At 72.0% G+C, this 16,588-nt stretch carries 19 protein-coding genes; 10 read left to right on the top strand and 9 right to left on the bottom strand.

Annotated elements, in window-relative coordinates; all coding sequences use genetic code 11:
* The first annotated feature begins 80 nt into the window (after positions 1–80).
* On the top strand, positions 81–1,082 hold the full coding sequence (gene epmA / locus ACTIFU_RS06825) for an EF-P lysine aminoacylase EpmA (RefSeq protein ID WP_439577547.1): 1,002 nt from the start codon (positions 81–83) through the stop codon (positions 1,080–1,082).
* A gap of 13 nt (positions 1,083–1,095) precedes the next feature.
* On the opposite strand, the gene ACTIFU_RS06820 is transcribed toward epmA, so the two are convergent.
* From ACTIFU_RS06820 to ACTIFU_RS06790, 7 genes are read right to left on the bottom strand one after another with little or no spacing between them, the layout of a single operon-like run.
* On the bottom strand, positions 1,096–2,586 hold the full coding sequence (locus ACTIFU_RS06820; RefSeq protein ID WP_439577546.1) for a tripartite tricarboxylate transporter permease: 1,491 nt from the start codon (positions 2,584–2,586) through the stop codon (positions 1,096–1,098).
* On the bottom strand, positions 2,583–3,032 hold the full coding sequence (locus ACTIFU_RS06815) for a tripartite tricarboxylate transporter TctB family protein (protein WP_439577545.1): 450 nt from the start codon (positions 3,030–3,032) through the stop codon (positions 2,583–2,585). Before ACTIFU_RS06815 ends, ACTIFU_RS06820 begins: the two co-directional genes overlap by 4 nt.
* A 6-nt stretch (positions 3,033–3,038) precedes the next feature.
* The gene (locus ACTIFU_RS06810) at positions 3,039–4,034 is read right to left on the bottom strand and encodes a tripartite tricarboxylate transporter substrate binding protein (RefSeq protein ID WP_439577544.1); all 996 of its coding nucleotides are present in this window, start codon (positions 4,032–4,034) and stop codon (positions 3,039–3,041) included.
* 51 nt (positions 4,035–4,085) lie between these two features.
* Positions 4,086–4,769: a hypothetical protein gene (locus ACTIFU_RS06805; protein ID WP_439577543.1), complete on the bottom strand. Its 684-nt coding sequence runs from the start codon at positions 4,767–4,769 to the stop codon at positions 4,086–4,088.
* An 18-nt stretch (positions 4,770–4,787) separates the two neighbouring features.
* On the bottom strand, positions 4,788–5,249 hold the full coding sequence (locus tag ACTIFU_RS06800) for a hypothetical protein (protein WP_439577542.1): 462 nt from the start codon (positions 5,247–5,249) through the stop codon (positions 4,788–4,790).
* 7 nt (positions 5,250–5,256) lie between these two features.
* Positions 5,257–7,545, bottom strand: coding sequence for an NADP-dependent malic enzyme (locus ACTIFU_RS06795; RefSeq protein ID WP_439577541.1), 2,289 nt, complete (start codon positions 7,543–7,545; stop codon positions 5,257–5,259).
* 25 nt (positions 7,546–7,570) lie between these two features.
* Positions 7,571–7,939, bottom strand: a complete 369-nt coding sequence (locus ACTIFU_RS06790) for a winged helix-turn-helix domain-containing protein (protein ID WP_439577540.1) — start codon at positions 7,937–7,939, stop codon at positions 7,571–7,573.
* A gap of 85 nt (positions 7,940–8,024) precedes the next feature.
* Between ACTIFU_RS06790 and modA the strand changes: the two genes are divergently transcribed.
* From modA to ACTIFU_RS06765, 5 genes are all read left to right on the top strand, one after another.
* Positions 8,025–8,795 carry a molybdate ABC transporter substrate-binding protein gene (modA, locus tag ACTIFU_RS06785; protein WP_439577539.1) on the top strand — a complete coding sequence of 257 codons (771 nt, stop codon included), beginning with the start codon at positions 8,025–8,027 and terminating at the stop codon, positions 8,793–8,795.
* Positions 8,796–8,799: 4 nt separating this feature from the next.
* Positions 8,800–9,492 (top strand): molybdate ABC transporter permease subunit, encoded by a 693-nt coding sequence (gene modB / locus ACTIFU_RS06780; RefSeq protein ID WP_439577538.1) that lies wholly within the window; start codon positions 8,800–8,802, stop codon positions 9,490–9,492.
* On the top strand, positions 9,489–10,568 hold the full coding sequence (modC, locus tag ACTIFU_RS06775; RefSeq protein ID WP_439577537.1) for a molybdenum ABC transporter ATP-binding protein: 1,080 nt from the start codon (positions 9,489–9,491) through the stop codon (positions 10,566–10,568). The genes modB and modC overlap by 4 nt, the downstream gene beginning before the upstream one ends.
* Positions 10,565–11,353 carry a TSUP family transporter gene (locus tag ACTIFU_RS06770; protein ID WP_439577536.1) on the top strand — a complete coding sequence of 263 codons (789 nt, stop codon included), beginning with the start codon at positions 10,565–10,567 and terminating at the stop codon, positions 11,351–11,353. The genes modC and ACTIFU_RS06770 overlap by 4 nt, the downstream gene beginning before the upstream one ends.
* A gap of 62 nt (positions 11,354–11,415) precedes the next feature.
* Positions 11,416–11,820 (top strand): hypothetical protein, encoded by a 405-nt coding sequence (locus ACTIFU_RS06765; RefSeq protein ID WP_439577535.1) that lies wholly within the window; start codon positions 11,416–11,418, stop codon positions 11,818–11,820.
* Positions 11,821–11,829: 9 nt separating this feature from the next.
* On the opposite strand, the gene ACTIFU_RS06760 is transcribed toward ACTIFU_RS06765, so the two are convergent.
* Positions 11,830–12,225 (bottom strand): VOC family protein, encoded by a 396-nt coding sequence (locus ACTIFU_RS06760; protein ID WP_439577534.1) that lies wholly within the window; start codon positions 12,223–12,225, stop codon positions 11,830–11,832.
* A gap of 111 nt (positions 12,226–12,336) precedes the next feature.
* Between ACTIFU_RS06760 and ACTIFU_RS06755 the strand changes: the two genes are divergently transcribed.
* A complete protein-coding gene (locus tag ACTIFU_RS06755; protein WP_439577533.1) occupies positions 12,337–13,044 on the top strand; it encodes a nicotinamidase in 708 nt (235 codons plus the stop codon).
* A gap of 9 nt (positions 13,045–13,053) precedes the next feature.
* Here the strand turns inward: ACTIFU_RS06755 and ACTIFU_RS06750 are convergent, their stop codons facing one another.
* Positions 13,054–13,443, bottom strand: coding sequence for a DUF2237 family protein (locus ACTIFU_RS06750; RefSeq protein ID WP_439577532.1), 390 nt, complete (start codon positions 13,441–13,443; stop codon positions 13,054–13,056).
* Positions 13,444–13,584: 141 nt separating this feature from the next.
* Between ACTIFU_RS06750 and ACTIFU_RS06745 the strand changes: the two genes are divergently transcribed.
* The 3 genes from ACTIFU_RS06745 (at position 13,585) to ACTIFU_RS06735 (ending at position 16,574) form a co-directional block, all read left to right on the top strand.
* Positions 13,585–14,544 (top strand): MBL fold metallo-hydrolase, encoded by a 960-nt coding sequence (locus ACTIFU_RS06745; RefSeq protein ID WP_439577531.1) that lies wholly within the window; start codon positions 13,585–13,587, stop codon positions 14,542–14,544.
* A gap of 159 nt (positions 14,545–14,703) precedes the next feature.
* The gene (locus ACTIFU_RS06740) at positions 14,704–15,687 is read left to right on the top strand and encodes a Bug family tripartite tricarboxylate transporter substrate binding protein (RefSeq protein WP_439577530.1); all 984 of its coding nucleotides are present in this window, start codon (positions 14,704–14,706) and stop codon (positions 15,685–15,687) included.
* Positions 15,688–15,803: 116 nt separating this feature from the next.
* Positions 15,804–16,574, top strand: a complete 771-nt coding sequence (locus ACTIFU_RS06735) for a (Fe-S)-binding protein (RefSeq protein ID WP_439577529.1) — start codon at positions 15,804–15,806, stop codon at positions 16,572–16,574.
* Positions 16,575–16,588 lie beyond the last annotated feature (14 nt).

Genomic DNA, 16,588 nt, shown 5'->3' with positions numbered 1-16,588 from the left:
CTGATCGGTGGGACCCCAGACATGCGATACTATGGTTAAGGTTGCGTTGACAGGCGCGGATTTGTGGGGTTTGCGGCCCCATGCACCGCCCCTGGCATCCCGAGCGGCTTGCCGCGCGTCTGCCGTTCCTGCGCCGGCGCGCCCGGCTGCGCGCGGAGGTGGCGGCGTTCCTCGCCGCACGCGGCTATACCGAGGTCGAGACGCCGGTGCTTCAACCCTGTCCGGGGATGGAGCCGAACCTCGATCCCTTCGCGACGCGCTATGCGGCAAAGCTCGGGGAGGAGGCGCGCGCGCTGTACCTCCAGTTCAGCCCCGAGTTCGCGATGAAGACGCTGCTCGCCGGTGGGGCGGGCCCGATCTTCCAGTTCGCCCGCGCCTTCCGCAACGGCGAGGCCGGGCCGAACCACCAGCCCGAGTTCACCCTGCTGGAGTGGTACCGCCCAGGCGCCGATCTTGCCGGACTGATGGACGAGACCGAGGCGCTGATCCGCGCTGTCTGCCCGGACGGGTTGCGGCGCGGCGACGCCGTTGTCCCGACGGACCGGCCGTTCGCGCGGATCACGGTCGCGGAGGCGTTCGACCGGTTGGTCGGCGTGGATGTGCTGGCGAGTGCGGGCGATGCGGCGGCGCTCGCCTGCGCGGCGGGGATCGCCGTGCGGCCGGGCGAGACCTGGCAGGACGTGTTCTTCCGCCTGCTGCTGGAGCGAGTGGAGCCGGCGATCGGACGGGACGCGCCGGCGTTCCTGACGCACTGGCCGGTCTCCGAGGCGGCGCTGTCGCGGCGCGATCCATCGGAGCCGCGCGTGGCGCTCCGGTTCGAGCTGTTCGCGGCGGGGGTTGAGCTCGCGAACGCCTATGAGGAGCTGACCGATCCGGCTGAGCAGCGCGCGCGGTTCGCCGCGTGGCGCGCGGAGCGCTGGGCCGCGACCGGCGAGGATCGGGTGCCGGACGAGAATTTCCTCGCCGCGCTGGAGCACGGCCTGCCGCCCTGCGCGGGCATCGCTTTGGGGTTCGACCGTCTGGCGATGCTGGCGTCGGGCGCGCGGACGATCGACGACGTGCTGTGGCTGCCGGTGGTGTAGCGGGAGAGGGGGGTCAGGGGGAGAGGGCCAATGGCCCTTTCCCCCTAAAGAACGATCTGAGAGCGATCAAGGCGATCGTGGCGATCAGCACGAGCGAGATGACGGATTGGGTGGCGTCAGCGGCCGCTTGCAGCACATCATCCCCCGCAGCGATGACCGCGCGGCGCCAGGACGCGTCCATCAGCGGGCCGAGGATCATGCCGAGGATGATCGGTCCCGGCTGGAACCCGTACAGCCTGAGCCCGTACCCTGTGATCCCGAAGCCGAGCATCCACCACACGTCGGTCAGGCTGTTGCGGATCGCGAAGGTGCCGACCACGCAGAGCACCAGGATCAGCGGCACCAGCACGGCGCGGGGCACCTCGGCGACGCGGGCGAAGGCGCGCGCGCCGGCGAGGCCGAACGCCAGCAGCGCGAGATTCGCGAGCAGCAGGTTGCCGACCGTGAACCAGAACAGGTGCGGCGTCTCGATCATCAGCATCGGCCCGGGCTTCAGCCCGTGCACGAACAGCGCGCCGATCAGCACCGCGGTGACGGCATCGCCCGGGATGCCGAGGGTCAGCATCGGCACATAGGCGCCGCCGACCGCCGCGTTGTTCGCGGCCTCGGGCGCGATCACGCCCTCCTCGGCGCCGCTGCCGAAGGGATGCGCCGGCGCGCGCGTCGAGCGGCGCGCGTGGTCATAGGCCATCAGCGCGGCGATGTCGCCGCCCGTGCCCGGCAGCGCGCCGATCACCACGCCGATGCCGGAGCAGCGCAGCGCGAGCGGCAGGTGGCGCAGCAGGGTCGCGCGCGCCGGCACGATGCGGCCGATGCGCTGGCGCACCTTCTCGGCATCGGGCAGGCGAAGCTGCGCCAGCGCCTCGGCCGCGCCGAAGAAGCCGATCATTGCGGCGATGTAGGGAATGCCGCCGAGCAGCTCGACCGAGCCGTAGGTGAAGCGCGGCTCGGCGGTCATCGGATCGAGGCCGACCAGGCCGAGCGTGACGCCGAGCCCGGCCGCGAACAGCCCCTTCGCCAGCGACTCGCCCGACAGGCTGCCGACCAGAAGCAGGCCGAGCACGGCCAGCAGCAGGTAGTCGCGCGGGGCGAACAGGATCGCGACCTCGGCGATCGCCGGCGCGCCGAGCGCGAGCGCGGCGACTCCGATCAGCCCGCCGAGGAAGGAGGCGAGCGTCGTCAGCCCGATCGCCGCCCCCGCATCGCCGCGCTTGGCCATCGGGTAGCCGTCGAGCGCGGTCGCGATCGCGGCGGGCCCGCCGGGGATGTTCAGCAGGATCGCGCTGCGCGAGCCGCCATAGACGCCGCCGGTGAACACGCCCGCCATCAGCGCGAGCGCGGGCTCGAGCGGCCAGGCGAAGGTGAAGGAGACGAGGATCGACACCGCCATCGTCACCGACAGCCCCGGGATGGCGCCGATCCAGATCCCGGCGAGGGTGCCGAGCGCGGTCGCGGCGAACAGCGCCGGATCGAGCCAGGACATCAGCAGGTGATCCGGCATCATCGCCAGAGCGTGCCCTCGGGCAGCAGCACGGTGAAGGCGAGGCGGAACACGACGTGCACGGCGGCGACCGAGAGCGTGGCGACGAGCAGAGCGACGAGCGTGCCGTGCCCGCGCACCAGCCGGATCGCGACGGCCAGGAATGCGAAGCCAGCGAGGTGGAACCCGGCCACCGGCATCGCCGCGACGAGCGCGACCAGAAGCGCCATCACGGCGGCGACCCGCAGCGGCAGCATCGGCAGCGCGTCCCCGGCAGCGCGGCGCGGCGCGAGCGCGATCGCCGCGCAGGAGCCGGCCATCACCGCGCCGGCGAGCAGCGGGAACGTGCCGGCGGCGGAGGGTGAGGCAAGCCCATCCAGCCGGTAGCCCTCAACAACGACCACCGCGGATGCGGCGAGCAGGGTCCAGGGGAGCAGCCGCTCGCCCGGCCGCGCACTCCGCTCAGCCACGTCTCGTCATGGGCGCGGGATGCCGAACTCCTCCGGCGAGCGCCGTGCCGCCCCCGCATCCTGGAGCAGCCAGGACGTGACCGACTGCCAACGCTTGAGGAACGCATCGGCCTCGTCGCCGGCGATGTTCATCATGATGTTGCCGTTGCGTGCCATCAGCTCGGCAAAGGCGGGATTGGACGCGCCGGTGCGGAACGCGTCGACCAGGCGCGCACGCACCGGCGCCGGCGTGTCGCGCTTCACCCACACGCCATAGAACGGCCCCCAGGGCAGGTAGCGCGCGAAATCAGGGAGATCGGCGGTCACCGGTGCAACATCGGGCAGCGTCGGGACCGGCCCGGGATTGACCACCGCGAGCGGCCTCACGCGGCCCGCGCGGATATGCTCGGCCGCAGCGGCGACACCGACCGGCATGAAATCGACATGCCCGCCCTGGAGCGCGGTCAGCCCGGGGCCTTCGCCGTCGAACGGCACGGCGATCACGCGCACCGGCGTGACCGCGTTGAGCATCGCACCGATCACGTGCGGCAGCCCGCCGGGGCCGGTCGCACCCATGCGCACGCGGCCCGGGTTGGCGGTGATCTCGTCCACCAGCGCCTTCAGGCTGGGCCAGGGCTTGCTCGTGTTCGCGACGATCACGCCGACCCCACGCGCGATCACGTTGACCGGGAAGAAGTCGCCATAGTCGATCTGCGCCAGCCCGAGCACCTTGTGGAGCTGCGGGTTCTCCGCACCGTACAGCAGGGTCAGCCCGTCGGGCTGTGCCGCGTGCACGGCCTGGGTGGCGATCGCGCCGACGCCGCCGGGGCGGTTCTGGAGCACGATCTTGGCGCCGAGCGCGGCCTCGACATGCGGGGTGAGCGCGCGCGCGACCACGTCGGTGGCGCCGCCCGCGCCCCACATGATGATCCCCGTCAGGTCGCGCGGCGGCCAGGGCTGCGCGAGCGCGGGGCGGGCGAGCGCTGCGGCGGCGAGCGCGCCGAGTGTGCGGCGTGTGAACATCGACGGTTCCCCCAGGCATCCTGCCGCGGCCAGTCGGTGCGGCGCGGTTCGTCACGACGGCGGCAGGTATGGCACCGGCACCATGAAGCGCGCAACGGTGCGCAGCGCCTCGTTGCCGCCGTTCGTGCCCGCCTCGCGCAGCGCCACCAGCATCCGCCCCGCGGCTGTGGCGCCGAACAGCCAGCGGTTCAGCTGGCGGCTGGAGGGCGCCGGCGCGCCGGGCGGCTGCGCGGCCTCGCCGTACAGCGCCTTCAGGTCGTCGGCGACGTGGCGCAGCGCGAGCGACGCGCCCGGATGGGGCGGGTCGTCCGCCAGCATCGCCGCGATCAGCCCGGGCCATGCCGCGGGCGGCAGGCGGCTCACGCCCACCGTGGTGCGGCCGCGCCGCGCCGTCGCCGCGCGCCAGAGCGGCAGCGCGATCGCGATCTCGCCGGCGAGATCGCGCCCGTCAGCCTCGAAGGGCGGGCGCCACGCGACGTTGTCGGCCGCGCCCGGCGCAGGCTCGGCGAAGTCATCGAGGGCCACCGGGCCGTCGCCGCGTTCCAGCAAGGCGAGCGCGGCTGTCAGCACGCGCGTCTGGAAGGCGGCGTCCTCCGGTTCGCCGAGCGGGCGGCCGAGCTCGAACGGCACGAACAGCGCGCGCGGCGGCCGGATCGTTTCCAGATGCGGACGCACCAGACCGATCACCACGGTGGCGATGCCGCGCGCCTCGATCATGTGGGCAAGCGCGCTCACGGCGCGCGTGCAGAACGGTCAGACCGGAACGAGCAGCACCGCGTCGGTACGGTCCTGGCGCGCCTGGCCGACCACCTGGTCGGCCGTGGCCTCCATCCCGCGGGGGTCGGTGGAGCCCATGACGGAAAAGTGCGTCGACGCGGCGGCGCCGATCACGCCCGTTGCCGCAAGCCCGCGCAGCCGGTCGGTCGGATAGACGACGTTCAGGTCGCGCTGGAAGCCGGTGCGGTCGAAGTTGATCGACACGTGGCTCATGATCAGGGCGGCCGGATCGAGCGCATCCGCGAGCAGTCGCGCCTCCGCGCTGCCGGCGGGAAAGGGCGGCGCATCGCGCGGATGCAGCGCCGCGCTGGTCAGGATCGCGACGCGGGCCCGCGCGAGCGGCGGCGGCCGCACCCAGGGCTCGGCCTCGAAGCGCGGGCAGTCAAGCGCGACGACGTGGCTGCGCGTCGGCTCAGGGATCTCCTCGATATGCGCCACGCGGCGGTTATCGCGCGAGGCTCTGGTAGGCGGCAAGCCCGGCCATCAGCACGATCGTGCTGGAGGGTGCATCGAGCGGCACGACCTGCACCGGGCGCGAAAGCCCCTGCAGGATCGGCCCGATCACGGTGGCCGAGGAGAGCCGCGGCAGCGCGCGGGTCAGAATGTGCGCGGCGTGCAGCCCGGGCATCACCAGCACGTTCGCGGCCCCGTTCAGCCGGCAGAACGGGTAGAGCGCCTGGAGCGCAGGGTCGAGCGCGACATCGGCCGCCATCTCGCCGTCGTACTCGAAGTCCTGTTCGGTCGTGTCCAGCAGCGCGACCGCCTCGCGGATGCTCTCCGGGATCGAGCCCTTGGGGTCGCCGAAGGTGGAGAAGGACAGGAACGCCACGCGCGGCTCGCGGCCGATGCGCCTCGCCGCGGCCGCCGCGGCCTTGGCGATCGCGGCGAGCTCGGCCGCCCCGGGCCGCTCGTGGATCGCGGTGTCGGCGACCAGCACCGTGCCCTGGCTGGTCAGCAGCAGCGAGATGCCGAACAGCAGATGCCCGGGCGCCGGATCGATCGCGAGGCGCACGCCCTCCAGGCTGACGGAATAGGAGCGCGACAGTCCCGTCACCAGCGCGTCGGCGTCGCCGCAGGCCACCATGCAGGCGGCGAAGACGTTGCGGTCCTGGTTGACCAGCCGCTGGCAGTCGCGGAACAGGAAGCCGCGCCGCTGGAGCCGCGCATAGAGGTAGTCGGCGTATGTGCGGTTCGTCCCCGAGAGCCGCGCGTTGTGCACCTCGATCCCGTCCGACCCGTCGATGCCCAGCGCGTTCAGCGTGTCGAACACGCGCTCCTCCCGGCCGATCAGCACGGGCGTGCCATAGCCCGCATTGCGATAGGCGATCGCGGCGCGAATGGTCTTCTCCTCCTCGCCCTCGGCGAACACCACCCGGCGCGGATTGGCACGCACCGCCTCCAGGATCGCATCCAGCACCGCGCCCGTGGGGTCGAGCTTGGCCGTGAGGTCGCGCGCGTAGCGCCGCAGGTCGCTGATCGGGCGGCGCGCGACACCGCTGTCGATCGCCGCCTTCGCCACCGCCGGCGGCACGCGGCTGATCAGGCGCGGGTCGAAGGGTAGCGGCAGGATGTAGTCCGGCCCGTATTTCAGCCGCTTGCCGCCGGCGGCGGAGGCGGCGTCGAGCTCGTCGGGCACGTCCTCGCGCGCCAGCGCGGCGAGCGCCTCGGCCGCAGCGATCTTCATCGGCTCGTTGATGGTGGAGGCGCGCACATCCAGCGCGCCGCGGAAGATGTAGGGAAAGCCGAGGACGTTGTTGACCTGGTTCGGGTAGTCCGACCGGCCCGTCGCCACGATCGCGTCCGCCCGCGCCGCGCGCGCCTCCTCGGGCGTGATCTCGGGATCGGGGTTCGCCATCGCGAAGATGATCGGGCTGTTGCCCATCGAGCGGACCATCGCCTGCGTCATCGCGCCCGCCTGGCTGAGCCCGAAGAACGCATCAGCTCCCTCCAGTGCCTCGGCGAGCGTGCGGGCCTCGGTGTCGGCCGCGTGCGCCGATTTCCACTGGTTCATGCCCTCGCTGCGGCCCTCCCAGATCACACCCTTGGTGTCGCAGAGCAGCACGTTGTTCGGGCGCATGCCCATCGCCTTGAGCAGTTCCGCGCAGGCGATGCCGGCCGAGCCCGCGCCATTGATCACCAGCGTCATCTCGGCGAGCGAGCGGCCGGTCAGGTGGGCCGCGTTGATCAGCCCGGCCGCGGCGACGATCGCGGTGCCGTGCTGGTCGTCGTGGAACACCGGGATGTCCATCAGCTCGCGCAGCCGCTGCTCGATGATGAAGCACTCGGGCGCCTTGATGTCCTCAAGATTGATGCCGCCGAAGCTGGGGCCGAGATGACGCACCGCAGCGACGAAGGCATCGACGTCCTCGGTGTCGATGCAGAGATCGATCGAATCGACGTCGGCGAAGCGCTTGAACAGCACCGCCTTGCCCTCCATCACCGGCTTGGAGGCGAGTGCGCCGAGATTGCCCAGGCCCAGCACCGCGGTGCCGTTGGAGACCACCGCCACCATGTTGCCCTTGGCGGTGTAGTCGTAGGCCAGCGACGGGTTCCCGGCGATGTGCTGGCAGGGCACCGCGACGCCGGGCGAGTAGGCGAGCGAGAGATCGCGCGCGGTCGTCAGCGGCTTGGTGAGGCGTATTTCGAGCTTGCCCGGCCGCCCCATGGCGTGCAGTTGCAGGGCCTCCTCGGCCGTCACCTTCGCTGACCGCCCGCCGTCCATGCCGCCTTCCATCGTCTCCTCCACCCTTGGAGAGCGATTATGGGCGCGGGCGGGGCGATCGCGCCAGACGGGCAATGACGCGGGCGTGCGGGGCTGCGGCCTTCTCCGCATCGGCCTGGAGCGAACGATACGCGGCCAGCACGGCCTCGCCCTCGGCCGTCAGCCGCGCCCCGCCGGCGCCACGGCCGCCGCGCGCGGAGAGCACCAGCGGCTCGCGGAAGCAGCCGTTCATGGTCTCGACCAGCAGCCAGGCGCGCTTGTAGCTCATGCCCATCCGTCGGGCTGCGGCAGCGATCGAGCCCGTCTCGGCGATGCCCGCCAGCAGGTCGGCCTTGCCGGGTCCGATCGCGATGTCGGGGCCGAGTTCGAGGCGCAGGAACAGGCGGAGCGGAGAAGCGCGCGGCATGGCGCATCGGATCACGAACCTGCCGGCTTGCCAAATCGCGCCGAACAGAAATATTTTCATCAGACCATATCACAGGAGACCTGCGATGCGTGCTCTGCTCCGCCGTGGCCTGATCGCCCTCGCCGTACTGGCCACTCCATCCGCCGCGACGGCAACCGAGGTGACCGTGTTCGCCGCCGCGAGCCTGACCAACGCCCTGCAGGCCCTTGGCGCGCAGTGGCAGGCCGCCGGACAGGACGCCATCCGGTTCTCCTTCGCGGCCTCCTCCACGCTCGCACGCCAGATCGAGCAGGGCGCAGGGGCGCAGATCTTCGCCTCGGCGGATGAGCGCTGGATGGACTATCTCGCTGAACGGAATCTGATCCTGCCGGCGAGCCGCACCAGCATGCTCGGCAACACACTGGTGCTGATCGCGCCGGCATCGTCCGCCCAGGCCGAGGTGTCGATCCGGCGCGGCCTCGATCTGGCCGCGCTGCTCGGCCCCCAGGGACGCATCGCCACCGGGGATCCCGCCCATGTGCCGGTCGGACGCTACGCGCAGCAGGCGCTGGAGGCGCTTGGGCTGTGGGAGATCGCGAACCCGCGCCTCGCCCGCGCCGACAACGTCCGCGCGGCGCTGCTGTTCGTCGAGCGCGGCGATGCGCCGCTCGGCATCGTGTACGGCACCGATGCGGCAGCCTCGCAGGCTGTGCGGGTCATCGGCACATTCCCTGCCGACAGCCACGCGCCGATCTCCTACCCGTTCGCGCTCACGCGGCGCGGCGACACGGCGGAGGCGCGCGCCGTCCTCGTGTTCCTGACCGGCCGGGAGGCGCGGGCGACCTGGAAGCGGTTCGGGTTCTCGCTTCAGGAATAGCCGTGTGGACGCCCTGACGGCCGAGGAGTGGAGCGCGATCCGGCTCAGCCTCTGGGTCGCGAGCCGCGCGGTCATTGTCTCCCTGCCGGTGGCGATCCTCGTCGCGGTGCTGCTCGCGCGCGTCCGCTTTCCCGGCAGGACGCTGTTCGATGCGTTCGTGCATCTGCCGCTGGTGATGCCGCCGGTGGTGGTGGGCTGGGCGCTCTTGATGCTGTTCGGCGCGCAGGGGCCGCTCGGGCGGCTGCTGGATGCCTGGTTCGGCGTGCGGCTCGTCTTCACCGCCGAGGGTGCGGCGCTCGCGACCGCGGTAACCGGGTTCCCGCTGATGGTCCGGGCGATCCGGCTCTCGGTCGAGGCGGTCGATCGTGGGCTCGAGGAGGCGGCGCGCACGCTCGGCGCGGGCCCGCTCGACCGCTTCCTCACCATCACGCTGCCGCTGATGGCGCCCGGCATCCTCGCCGGCGCCATCATCGCCTTCGCCGCCGGGCTCGGCGAGTTCGGCGCGGTGATCACCTTCGTCTCGAACATTCCGGGTGAGACACAGACCCTGACGCTCGCGATCTACACCGCCGTCCAGACCCCGGGCGGCGAGGCGATGGCGGCGAGGCTCGCGGCCATCTCCTTCACCCTCGCGCTGCTCGGCCTGGTCGCCGCGGAGCTGATCGCCCGCCGCGTCCGGCTCTGGCTGGGGCGGTGAGCCTCTCGGTCGCGATCCGTCACCGCCAGGGCGCGTTCCTGCTGGACGTGGCCTTCGAGTCGCCCTCGCCGGGGGTTACCGCCCTGTTCGGCCCCTCCGGATCGGGCAAGAGCACGATCGTCCGCGCGGTCGCGGGTCTGCTCCGGCCGGAGGCGGGGCGGATCGCCGTCGATGGCGTCACCTTCGTCGATGGCGCGGCGCGGACCGTACTGGCCCCGGAACGGCGCCGCATCGGCCTGGTGTTCCAGGACGCGCGGCTGTTCCCGCATCTCTCGGTGGAGGCGAATCTTCGCTACGGGCTGAACCGCGCGCCGCGCGGCGAGCACGCGATCGGCTTCGATCCGGTGGTGGCGATGCTGGGGATCGGGCACCTGCAGCGCCGGCGGCCGCACACCCTCTCGGGCGGCGAGCGCCAGCGCGTGGCGGTCGGCCGCGCCCTGCTCGCCCAGCCGCGGCTGCTGCTGATGGACGAGCCGCTGGCCAGCCTCGACGCGGCGCGGAAGCTGGAGGTGCTGCCGTTCCTGGAGCGGCTGCGCGACACGGTCCGTCTCCCGGTGCTCTATGTCACGCATGACTGGGCCGAGGTCTCGCGGCTGGCCGACTCGCTGGTGCTGCTCGACCAGGGCCGGCTGGTCGCCGCAGGCCCGATCGCCGACCTCGCCGCCGATCCGCGCCTGCCGCTCGCCGTGCAGGAGGGGGCGGGCGCAGTGTTCGATGCTGCGGTCGAGGCGCATCTGCCGGAGCGAGGGCTGACGCGGATCGCATTCCCGGGCGGCACGCTGTTCGCGCCGGAGCTCGATACGGCACCCGGCACGCGCATCCGGCTGCGCATCCCCGCGCGCGAGGTATCGCTCGCGACGGAGGCGCCGCGGGGGATCAGCGTGCACAACATCCTCGCGGGCCGTGTCGCCGCGATCTCTCCGGGGCACGCGTCGGCGCTCGCGATCGTCGCAGTGCGCGTGCGCGAGGCGACGCTGCTCGCCCAGGTGACGGCGGATGCGGTGGCGCGGCTGGGGCTGGCCGAGGGCGCGCCGGTGTTCGCGCTCGTGAAGTCGGTAGGCGTGCTGCGCGCATGAGAAGCCCGGCCGAGGCGGCCGCCTGGGGCGTGCCGGTCGGGCTGCTCGGCGGGCTGATCGGGCTCGGCGGCGGCGAGTTCCGCATTCCCGTGCTGCTGCGCCGCTTCGGCCTCACGCCAGGGCAGGTGGTGCCACTCAATTCGGTGATCAGCATCGTCACGCTGGTTGCCTCGTTCGCGTTCCGCGCCGGCACCCTCAGCCTCGCCTCGCTGGGTCCCCACCTCGCCGACATCGCCGTACTGACCGCGGGCGGGCTGGCCGCGGCGCTCGCGGGCGCGGGGCTGGTGGCGCGGCTCCCGGACCACCGGCTCCACCAGGCGATCGTGGTGCTGCTGGTCGGGATCGGCTTCCTGCTGATCGCGGAGGGGGTTGCCGGCGCAGGACTGCGGCTCGACCTCCTGCCGGACGCCGCGCTGCCGCGGGCCGGGACTGGGTTCGCGCTCGGCGCCGCGATCGGGCTGGTCGCCACCCTGCTCGGCGTCGCGGGCGGCGAGCTGCTGATCCCCACCCTGGTGTTCATCCACGGCCTGGAGGTGAAGCCCGCCGGCAGCGCGAGTCTCGCCATCTCGATCGTGATCGTGGGCGCGGCGCTGGTCCGCTACCGCCGGCTCGGCCGGCTGCCGCCGCGCGACCACGCCGCCCGGATCGCCCTGCCGATGGGGGCGGGCAGCGTGGCCGGGGCGGCGATCGGCGCTGCACTCGCGGCGATCGCGCCCTCGGACATGCTCAAGGTCCTGCTGGGGCTCGTCCTGCTTGCCGCGGCGCTCGTTTCGGCACGCCGCTGATCTTCACGCCTCGGCAACCCCTGCCCCGGTAGGCTTGGTGGACGGCAGCGAGAGGTCCCCCCATGCCCATTTCCGAGTACCGCGAGGTCCGGTTCGACGCGCCTGCCCTGCGCGCCGCCCTGCAGGTGCGGCTGATCGAGGTGAACGCGCGCCAGCCTCAGAGCCAGCCGCCGCCGGTCGCGGGCACCGTGGTCGCGGCGACCGTCTCGCGCGCGGATCCGGTGCAGCTCACGGTCGAGATCGCCTCGCCCGAGGGGGCCCAGCGCGGCCAGGTGGTGATGGAGGCGGTGGAGGTCGCGGCGGCGCTGATCCGCGCCTGCATGCGGAGCGGCATCCGTCTGCCGCGCCAGGGGGCCAAGTCGGTGAAGGCGACCCAGGCGGGCGTGGCGCTGGTCGTCACCGTCACCCACGCCGAGGGTGCGGCCGCCACCCCCGCAGCGGCGGCGGACCGCACGCGCGCGGCGTGATGCGGCCGTTCAGCCGCCGACCTGGAAGGTGAGTTCGATCCGCTGGCCGAGCGGGTCGGTCAGGAAGATCTGGTGCAGCGGGAAGCCGGGCACCGGCGCCTCCTCGTAGCCGATCCGCGCCTCATCGAGCCGTGTCCGTGCCGCCTCCAGCCCTTCGGCGGTGAACGCGACGTGATCAAACCCTGCCCCGCCGCGCGACGGCGCCCGCGTGCCGGGCGCGATCGCGGCCCGCCCGGCAAGGTGCACCACCGGTCGTCCGTCGAGATAGAGCCAGTGCCCGGGGAAGCTGAAATCCGGGCGCCGGCCCTCGGTCAGCCCGAGGGCGGCAACGTAGAAGTCGCGCATTCCGGCGAGGTCCGCCGGCGCGCAGTTGATCGTCACGTGGTTCATGCCGGAAAGCCGCATCGCCCGTCTCCCTGGTGCGTCCGTCGCCAGGATAGCGCTCCCGCCCGGCGGTTGCCGCCCCCTGCTGCGACCCGGTACCCTGGCGCGCACGACCCAAGCGGGAGAGCCACCATGCCAACCACACGTCGCGTCGTCGCCGCGGCCGCTGCGGCAGCCCCGGTGGTGCTCGCCTCCAACAGCGTCGCGGCCACCGAGAAGCCCGGTGCCGACACCGCCCTGATCGTGGTCGATGTCCAGGTCGGGTTCCTGCCCGGCGGCAACCTCGCGGTGCCGAAGGGCGACGAGGTGGTGCCGATCATCAACGATCTCGCGCGGCGCTACTTCAACGTCGTGCTGACCCAGGACTGGCACACCCCGGGCCATCTCTCCTTCGCGAGTTCCCATCCCGGCAGAAAGCCGTTCGAGACCGTGCAGATGCCCTACGGCCCGCAGATCCTCTGGCCCGATCACTGCGTGATGGGCACGCGCGACGCCGAGTTCGCGCCCGGGCTCGAGATCCCCCACGCGCAGATGATCGTGCGCAAGGGCTATCGCCGCGAGGTGGACAGCTACTCGGGTTTCCTGGAGGCCGACCGCACCACGCGCACCGGGCTGGACGGGTATCTGGCCAGCCGCGGCATCCGCACGGTGCATGTGTGCGGGCTTGCCACCGATTTCTGCGTCGCCTGGACCGCGCTGGATGCGCGCCGCTTCGGGCTCGCGACCTCGGTGATCGAGGATGCCTGCCCCGGCATCGACCTGGACGGCAGCCTCGTGAGATCGTGGACGGAGATGCAGGGGGCCGGGGTGCGCCGGATCGCTGTCGCCGACATCACATGACGGCACGGCTCACGCCTGATCGGCGGCGTGGGCCTTCAGGTCGATCAGCGAACAGACCGCGAGCGTGTTGACATGCGTCGCCGCGAGTACCACGCGCGGCGCGCGGCCCGCGTCCAGCGCTTCCTGCCAGCGCGCGGCGCACAGGCACCAGCGGTCGCCCGGCCTCAGCCCGGGGAAGCCGAACTCCGGGCGCGGGGTGGAGAGGTCGTTGCCGCGGCTCCGGCTGAAGACGAGGAACTCCTCGGTCATCAGTGCACAGACCGTGTGCAGGCCGAGATCGTGCTGGTCGGTGTTGCAGCACCCGTCGCGCAGCCAGCCGGTCAGCGGGTCGTGCGAGCACGCCCTCAGCGGCCCACCCAGAACGTTTCTTGCCCGCCTGTCCTCGCCATCGCGCGGCATGGTCTGCTCCTCCGTCAGGCCGGAGAGATGGGCCGGACGCGCTGCTTCCGCAACCCGGCCGATCACGCGGGCGTGCGCAGCGCGACGGCCGGTTCTGGCCTATCCATTTCCTTGGTCCGCAACAATCGAGGGGAGGAACACATGAGCCTCGATCGACGTCGCATGCTCGCCGCCGGTGCCGCAACGCTCGCCGCGCCGGCGCTGCTGGCCGCCACGCCCGTGCGCGCACAGGCACCGCAGGCCGGCCGCCAGGCGCCTGGGTTCTACCGGATGAAGGTCGGCGACAATGAGGTCACGGTGGTGAACGACGGCATCAACCGCCGCCCCAACCCCGGTGAGGGCTTCGTGCGCAATGCCGACAAGGCGGCAGTGGAGGCGGCGCTCCAGCGCGACTTCCTGCCGGCTGGGCATCTCGACATCACCTTCAACATCACCTTCGTGAACACCGGACGGGAACTGATCCTGTTCGACACCGGCACGGGCGGGCTGCTCGCCCAGACCGCCGGCACGATGTGGGACAACATGCAGGCCGCCGGGATCGCGCCGGCACAGGTCACCCGGATCGTGTTCACCCACTTTCACGGCGATCACGTCTCGGGCCTCGTCACCCGCGAGGGACAGCCGCGGTTTCCGAATGCCGAGCTGATCGTGCCCGAGACGGAATGGGCGTTCTGGATGGGCGATCGCGCGCCGCAGCAGCCGGCGTCCATGGTGAAGGGGCGTTTCAGCCCCTATCCGGCCGAGCGGATCAGGCGCGTCGCGAGCGACGCCGAGGTCGCGCCGGGCATCCGGGGCATCCCAACCTTCGGACACACGCCGGGGCACACGTCGTACGCGGTACAGTCAGGCAACGGCACGCTGATCGTGCTCGGCGACGTAACGAACCATCCGACAGTGAACCTGCGCAATCCCGGCTGGCACATCGTGTTCGACATGGATGCGACGAAGGCCGAGGAGTCGCGCCGGCGCCTCTTCGATCGCGCGGCGGCGGACCGCACGCCAATCATCGGCTACCACTGGCCGTTCCCTGCGACGGGGTACGTGCGCAAGGACGGCAACGGTTACGACTGGGTGCCGATCCACTGGACCAGCCAGGTCTGAGGAACGGTTGGGGGGACCATGCTGGTCCCCCCGCCTGCGCCGCCGGGGTCCCATCCGTGCGGTCGGGCAGCCAGCGTCCCGGAGCGCGTTCATCTGGAATCCGGCACCGATCCGGGTATGCTCGGCTCAGAACAACAATCCATGCCGGGGAGACCAGCCATGCCGCATCGCCGCGAAATCCTTGCCGCCGCCGCCGCCGCCGCCCTCGCGCCGACACTCGCACGCGCGCAGACCTCACCCGCCTGGCGGCCGACCCAGCCGGTCCGCCTCATCGTACCCTTCGCCCCTGGCGGGTCGAACGACGTCGTCGCGCGCCTGATTGCGGAGCCGGCAGCCGCGGCGCTGGGTCAGCCGGTGGTGATCGAAAGCCGCGCCGGCGCGGGAAGCATGATCGGCGCCGAACACGTCGCGCGCGCCGCACCGGATGGTCATACGGTGCTGATCAACAGCGCCCACGCCACGGTGCCGGCGATCGTTGCGCGCATGCCGTACGACCCGGTGAACGATTTCGTTGGGTTCGCCGTCGCCGGATTCTCGCCGCATACGGTGGTGGTCAATCCCCGCCTGCAGGTGCGGACCCTGGGCGAGCTCGTCGCGTTGATCCAGGCGAATCCCGGCCGCTACAACTTCGCTTCGGCCGGCTTGGGCAGCGGTGTGCACGTTGCCGGTGAGCTGATGATCAGCCTCGCCAATCTGAAGGTCGAGGTGGTGCATTACCGCGGGGGCGGCCCTTCGGTCGCCGCGCTTGTCGCCGGCGAGGTCGATTTCGGCGTGCCGACCATGGCCTCCTCGATCGGGCAGATCCGCCAGGGTGGACTGCGCGCCCTCGCGGTTGCCGCGGCCGAGCGCAGCCCGGCCCTGCCGGACGTGCCGAGCGCGGTGGAGGCGGGCCTGCCAGGGCTGATCCACGAGGAGTTCTTCCCCATGCTCGCCCCGGCCGCGACGCCCCCAGCGGCGGTCGCCGCGCTCGGCGCCGCCTTCCGCAAGGCGATCCAGGAGCGGGCGGACAGAATCCTGGAACTCGCCGGCGTTTCTGTCCGGCCAGGCTATGAGACCTCCGAGCAGGTGATGGCGCTCGTGCGCGAGGGCGTCGAGCGCTACACCAAGATCCTGCGGGACGCGGGCGTCGAGCCGCAGCAATAGCGGCGCGGCGTCCTGCGTCCGTGGACCCGCGCGTACGCTGGAGCGCTGCAGCCGCGTGCCCACGGCCCGGGCAGGCGGGCATGGAAACGGCGGAAGGGGGGCACTAGAGTGCCGCGATGCTCCAGCCATCCCCGCGTGTCGGCCTGTTCGTCACCTGCCTCGTCGACCTCTATCGCCCGACGGTCGGCTTCGCCGCGCTCAAGCTGCTGAAGGATGCCGGGTGTGCGGTGGATGTCCCCACGGTGCAGACCTGCTGCGGCCAGCCGGCCTGGAACAGCGGCGACCGCGCCGATGCCGCCGACCTCGCGCGCACGGTGATCGCGGCGTTCGAGCCCTACGATTACGTGGTCGCGCCCTCGGGCTCGTGTGGCGGCATGATCAAGGACCACTACGCGGCGGTGTTCGTCAACGACCCGGAGTGGCGTGGCCGCGCCGAACGGCTCGGCGCGAAGACCTTCGAGCTCGTCTCGTTCCTCACCGACGTGATGGGGCTTGAGCGTGTTGCCGCGCGCTATCCGGGCACCGTCACGTATCACGACTCCTGTTCCGGCCTGCGCGAGCTCGGCATCAAGGCGCAGCCGCGCAAGCTGCTCGGCAGCGTCGAGGGACTGACGCTCGTCGAGATGCACGACGCCGAGGTGTGTTGCGGCTTCGGCGGCACGTTCTGCGTGAAGTATCCCGAGATCTCGGTGCGCATGGTCTCGGACAAGGTGGAGAACATCGAGAAGAGCGGCGCGGATACGCTGCTCGCCGGCGACATTGGGTGCCTGCTCAACATGGCGGGCCGGCTGAAGCGGCTGGAGAAGCCGGTGAAGGTGCGCCACGTCGCAGAGGTGCTGGCGGGGATGACGGACAGCGTGCCGCCGGTAGGCGAAGGGAAAAACTAGCGGGGGGCCGCAAG

The organism is Elioraea sp., assembly GCF_051860475.1.
Lineage (GTDB): Bacteria > Pseudomonadota > Alphaproteobacteria > Acetobacterales > Acetobacteraceae > Elioraea.
The sequence above is the reverse complement of the archived record's forward strand: the minus strand, read 5'-3'. Positions and strand labels throughout refer to the sequence as shown.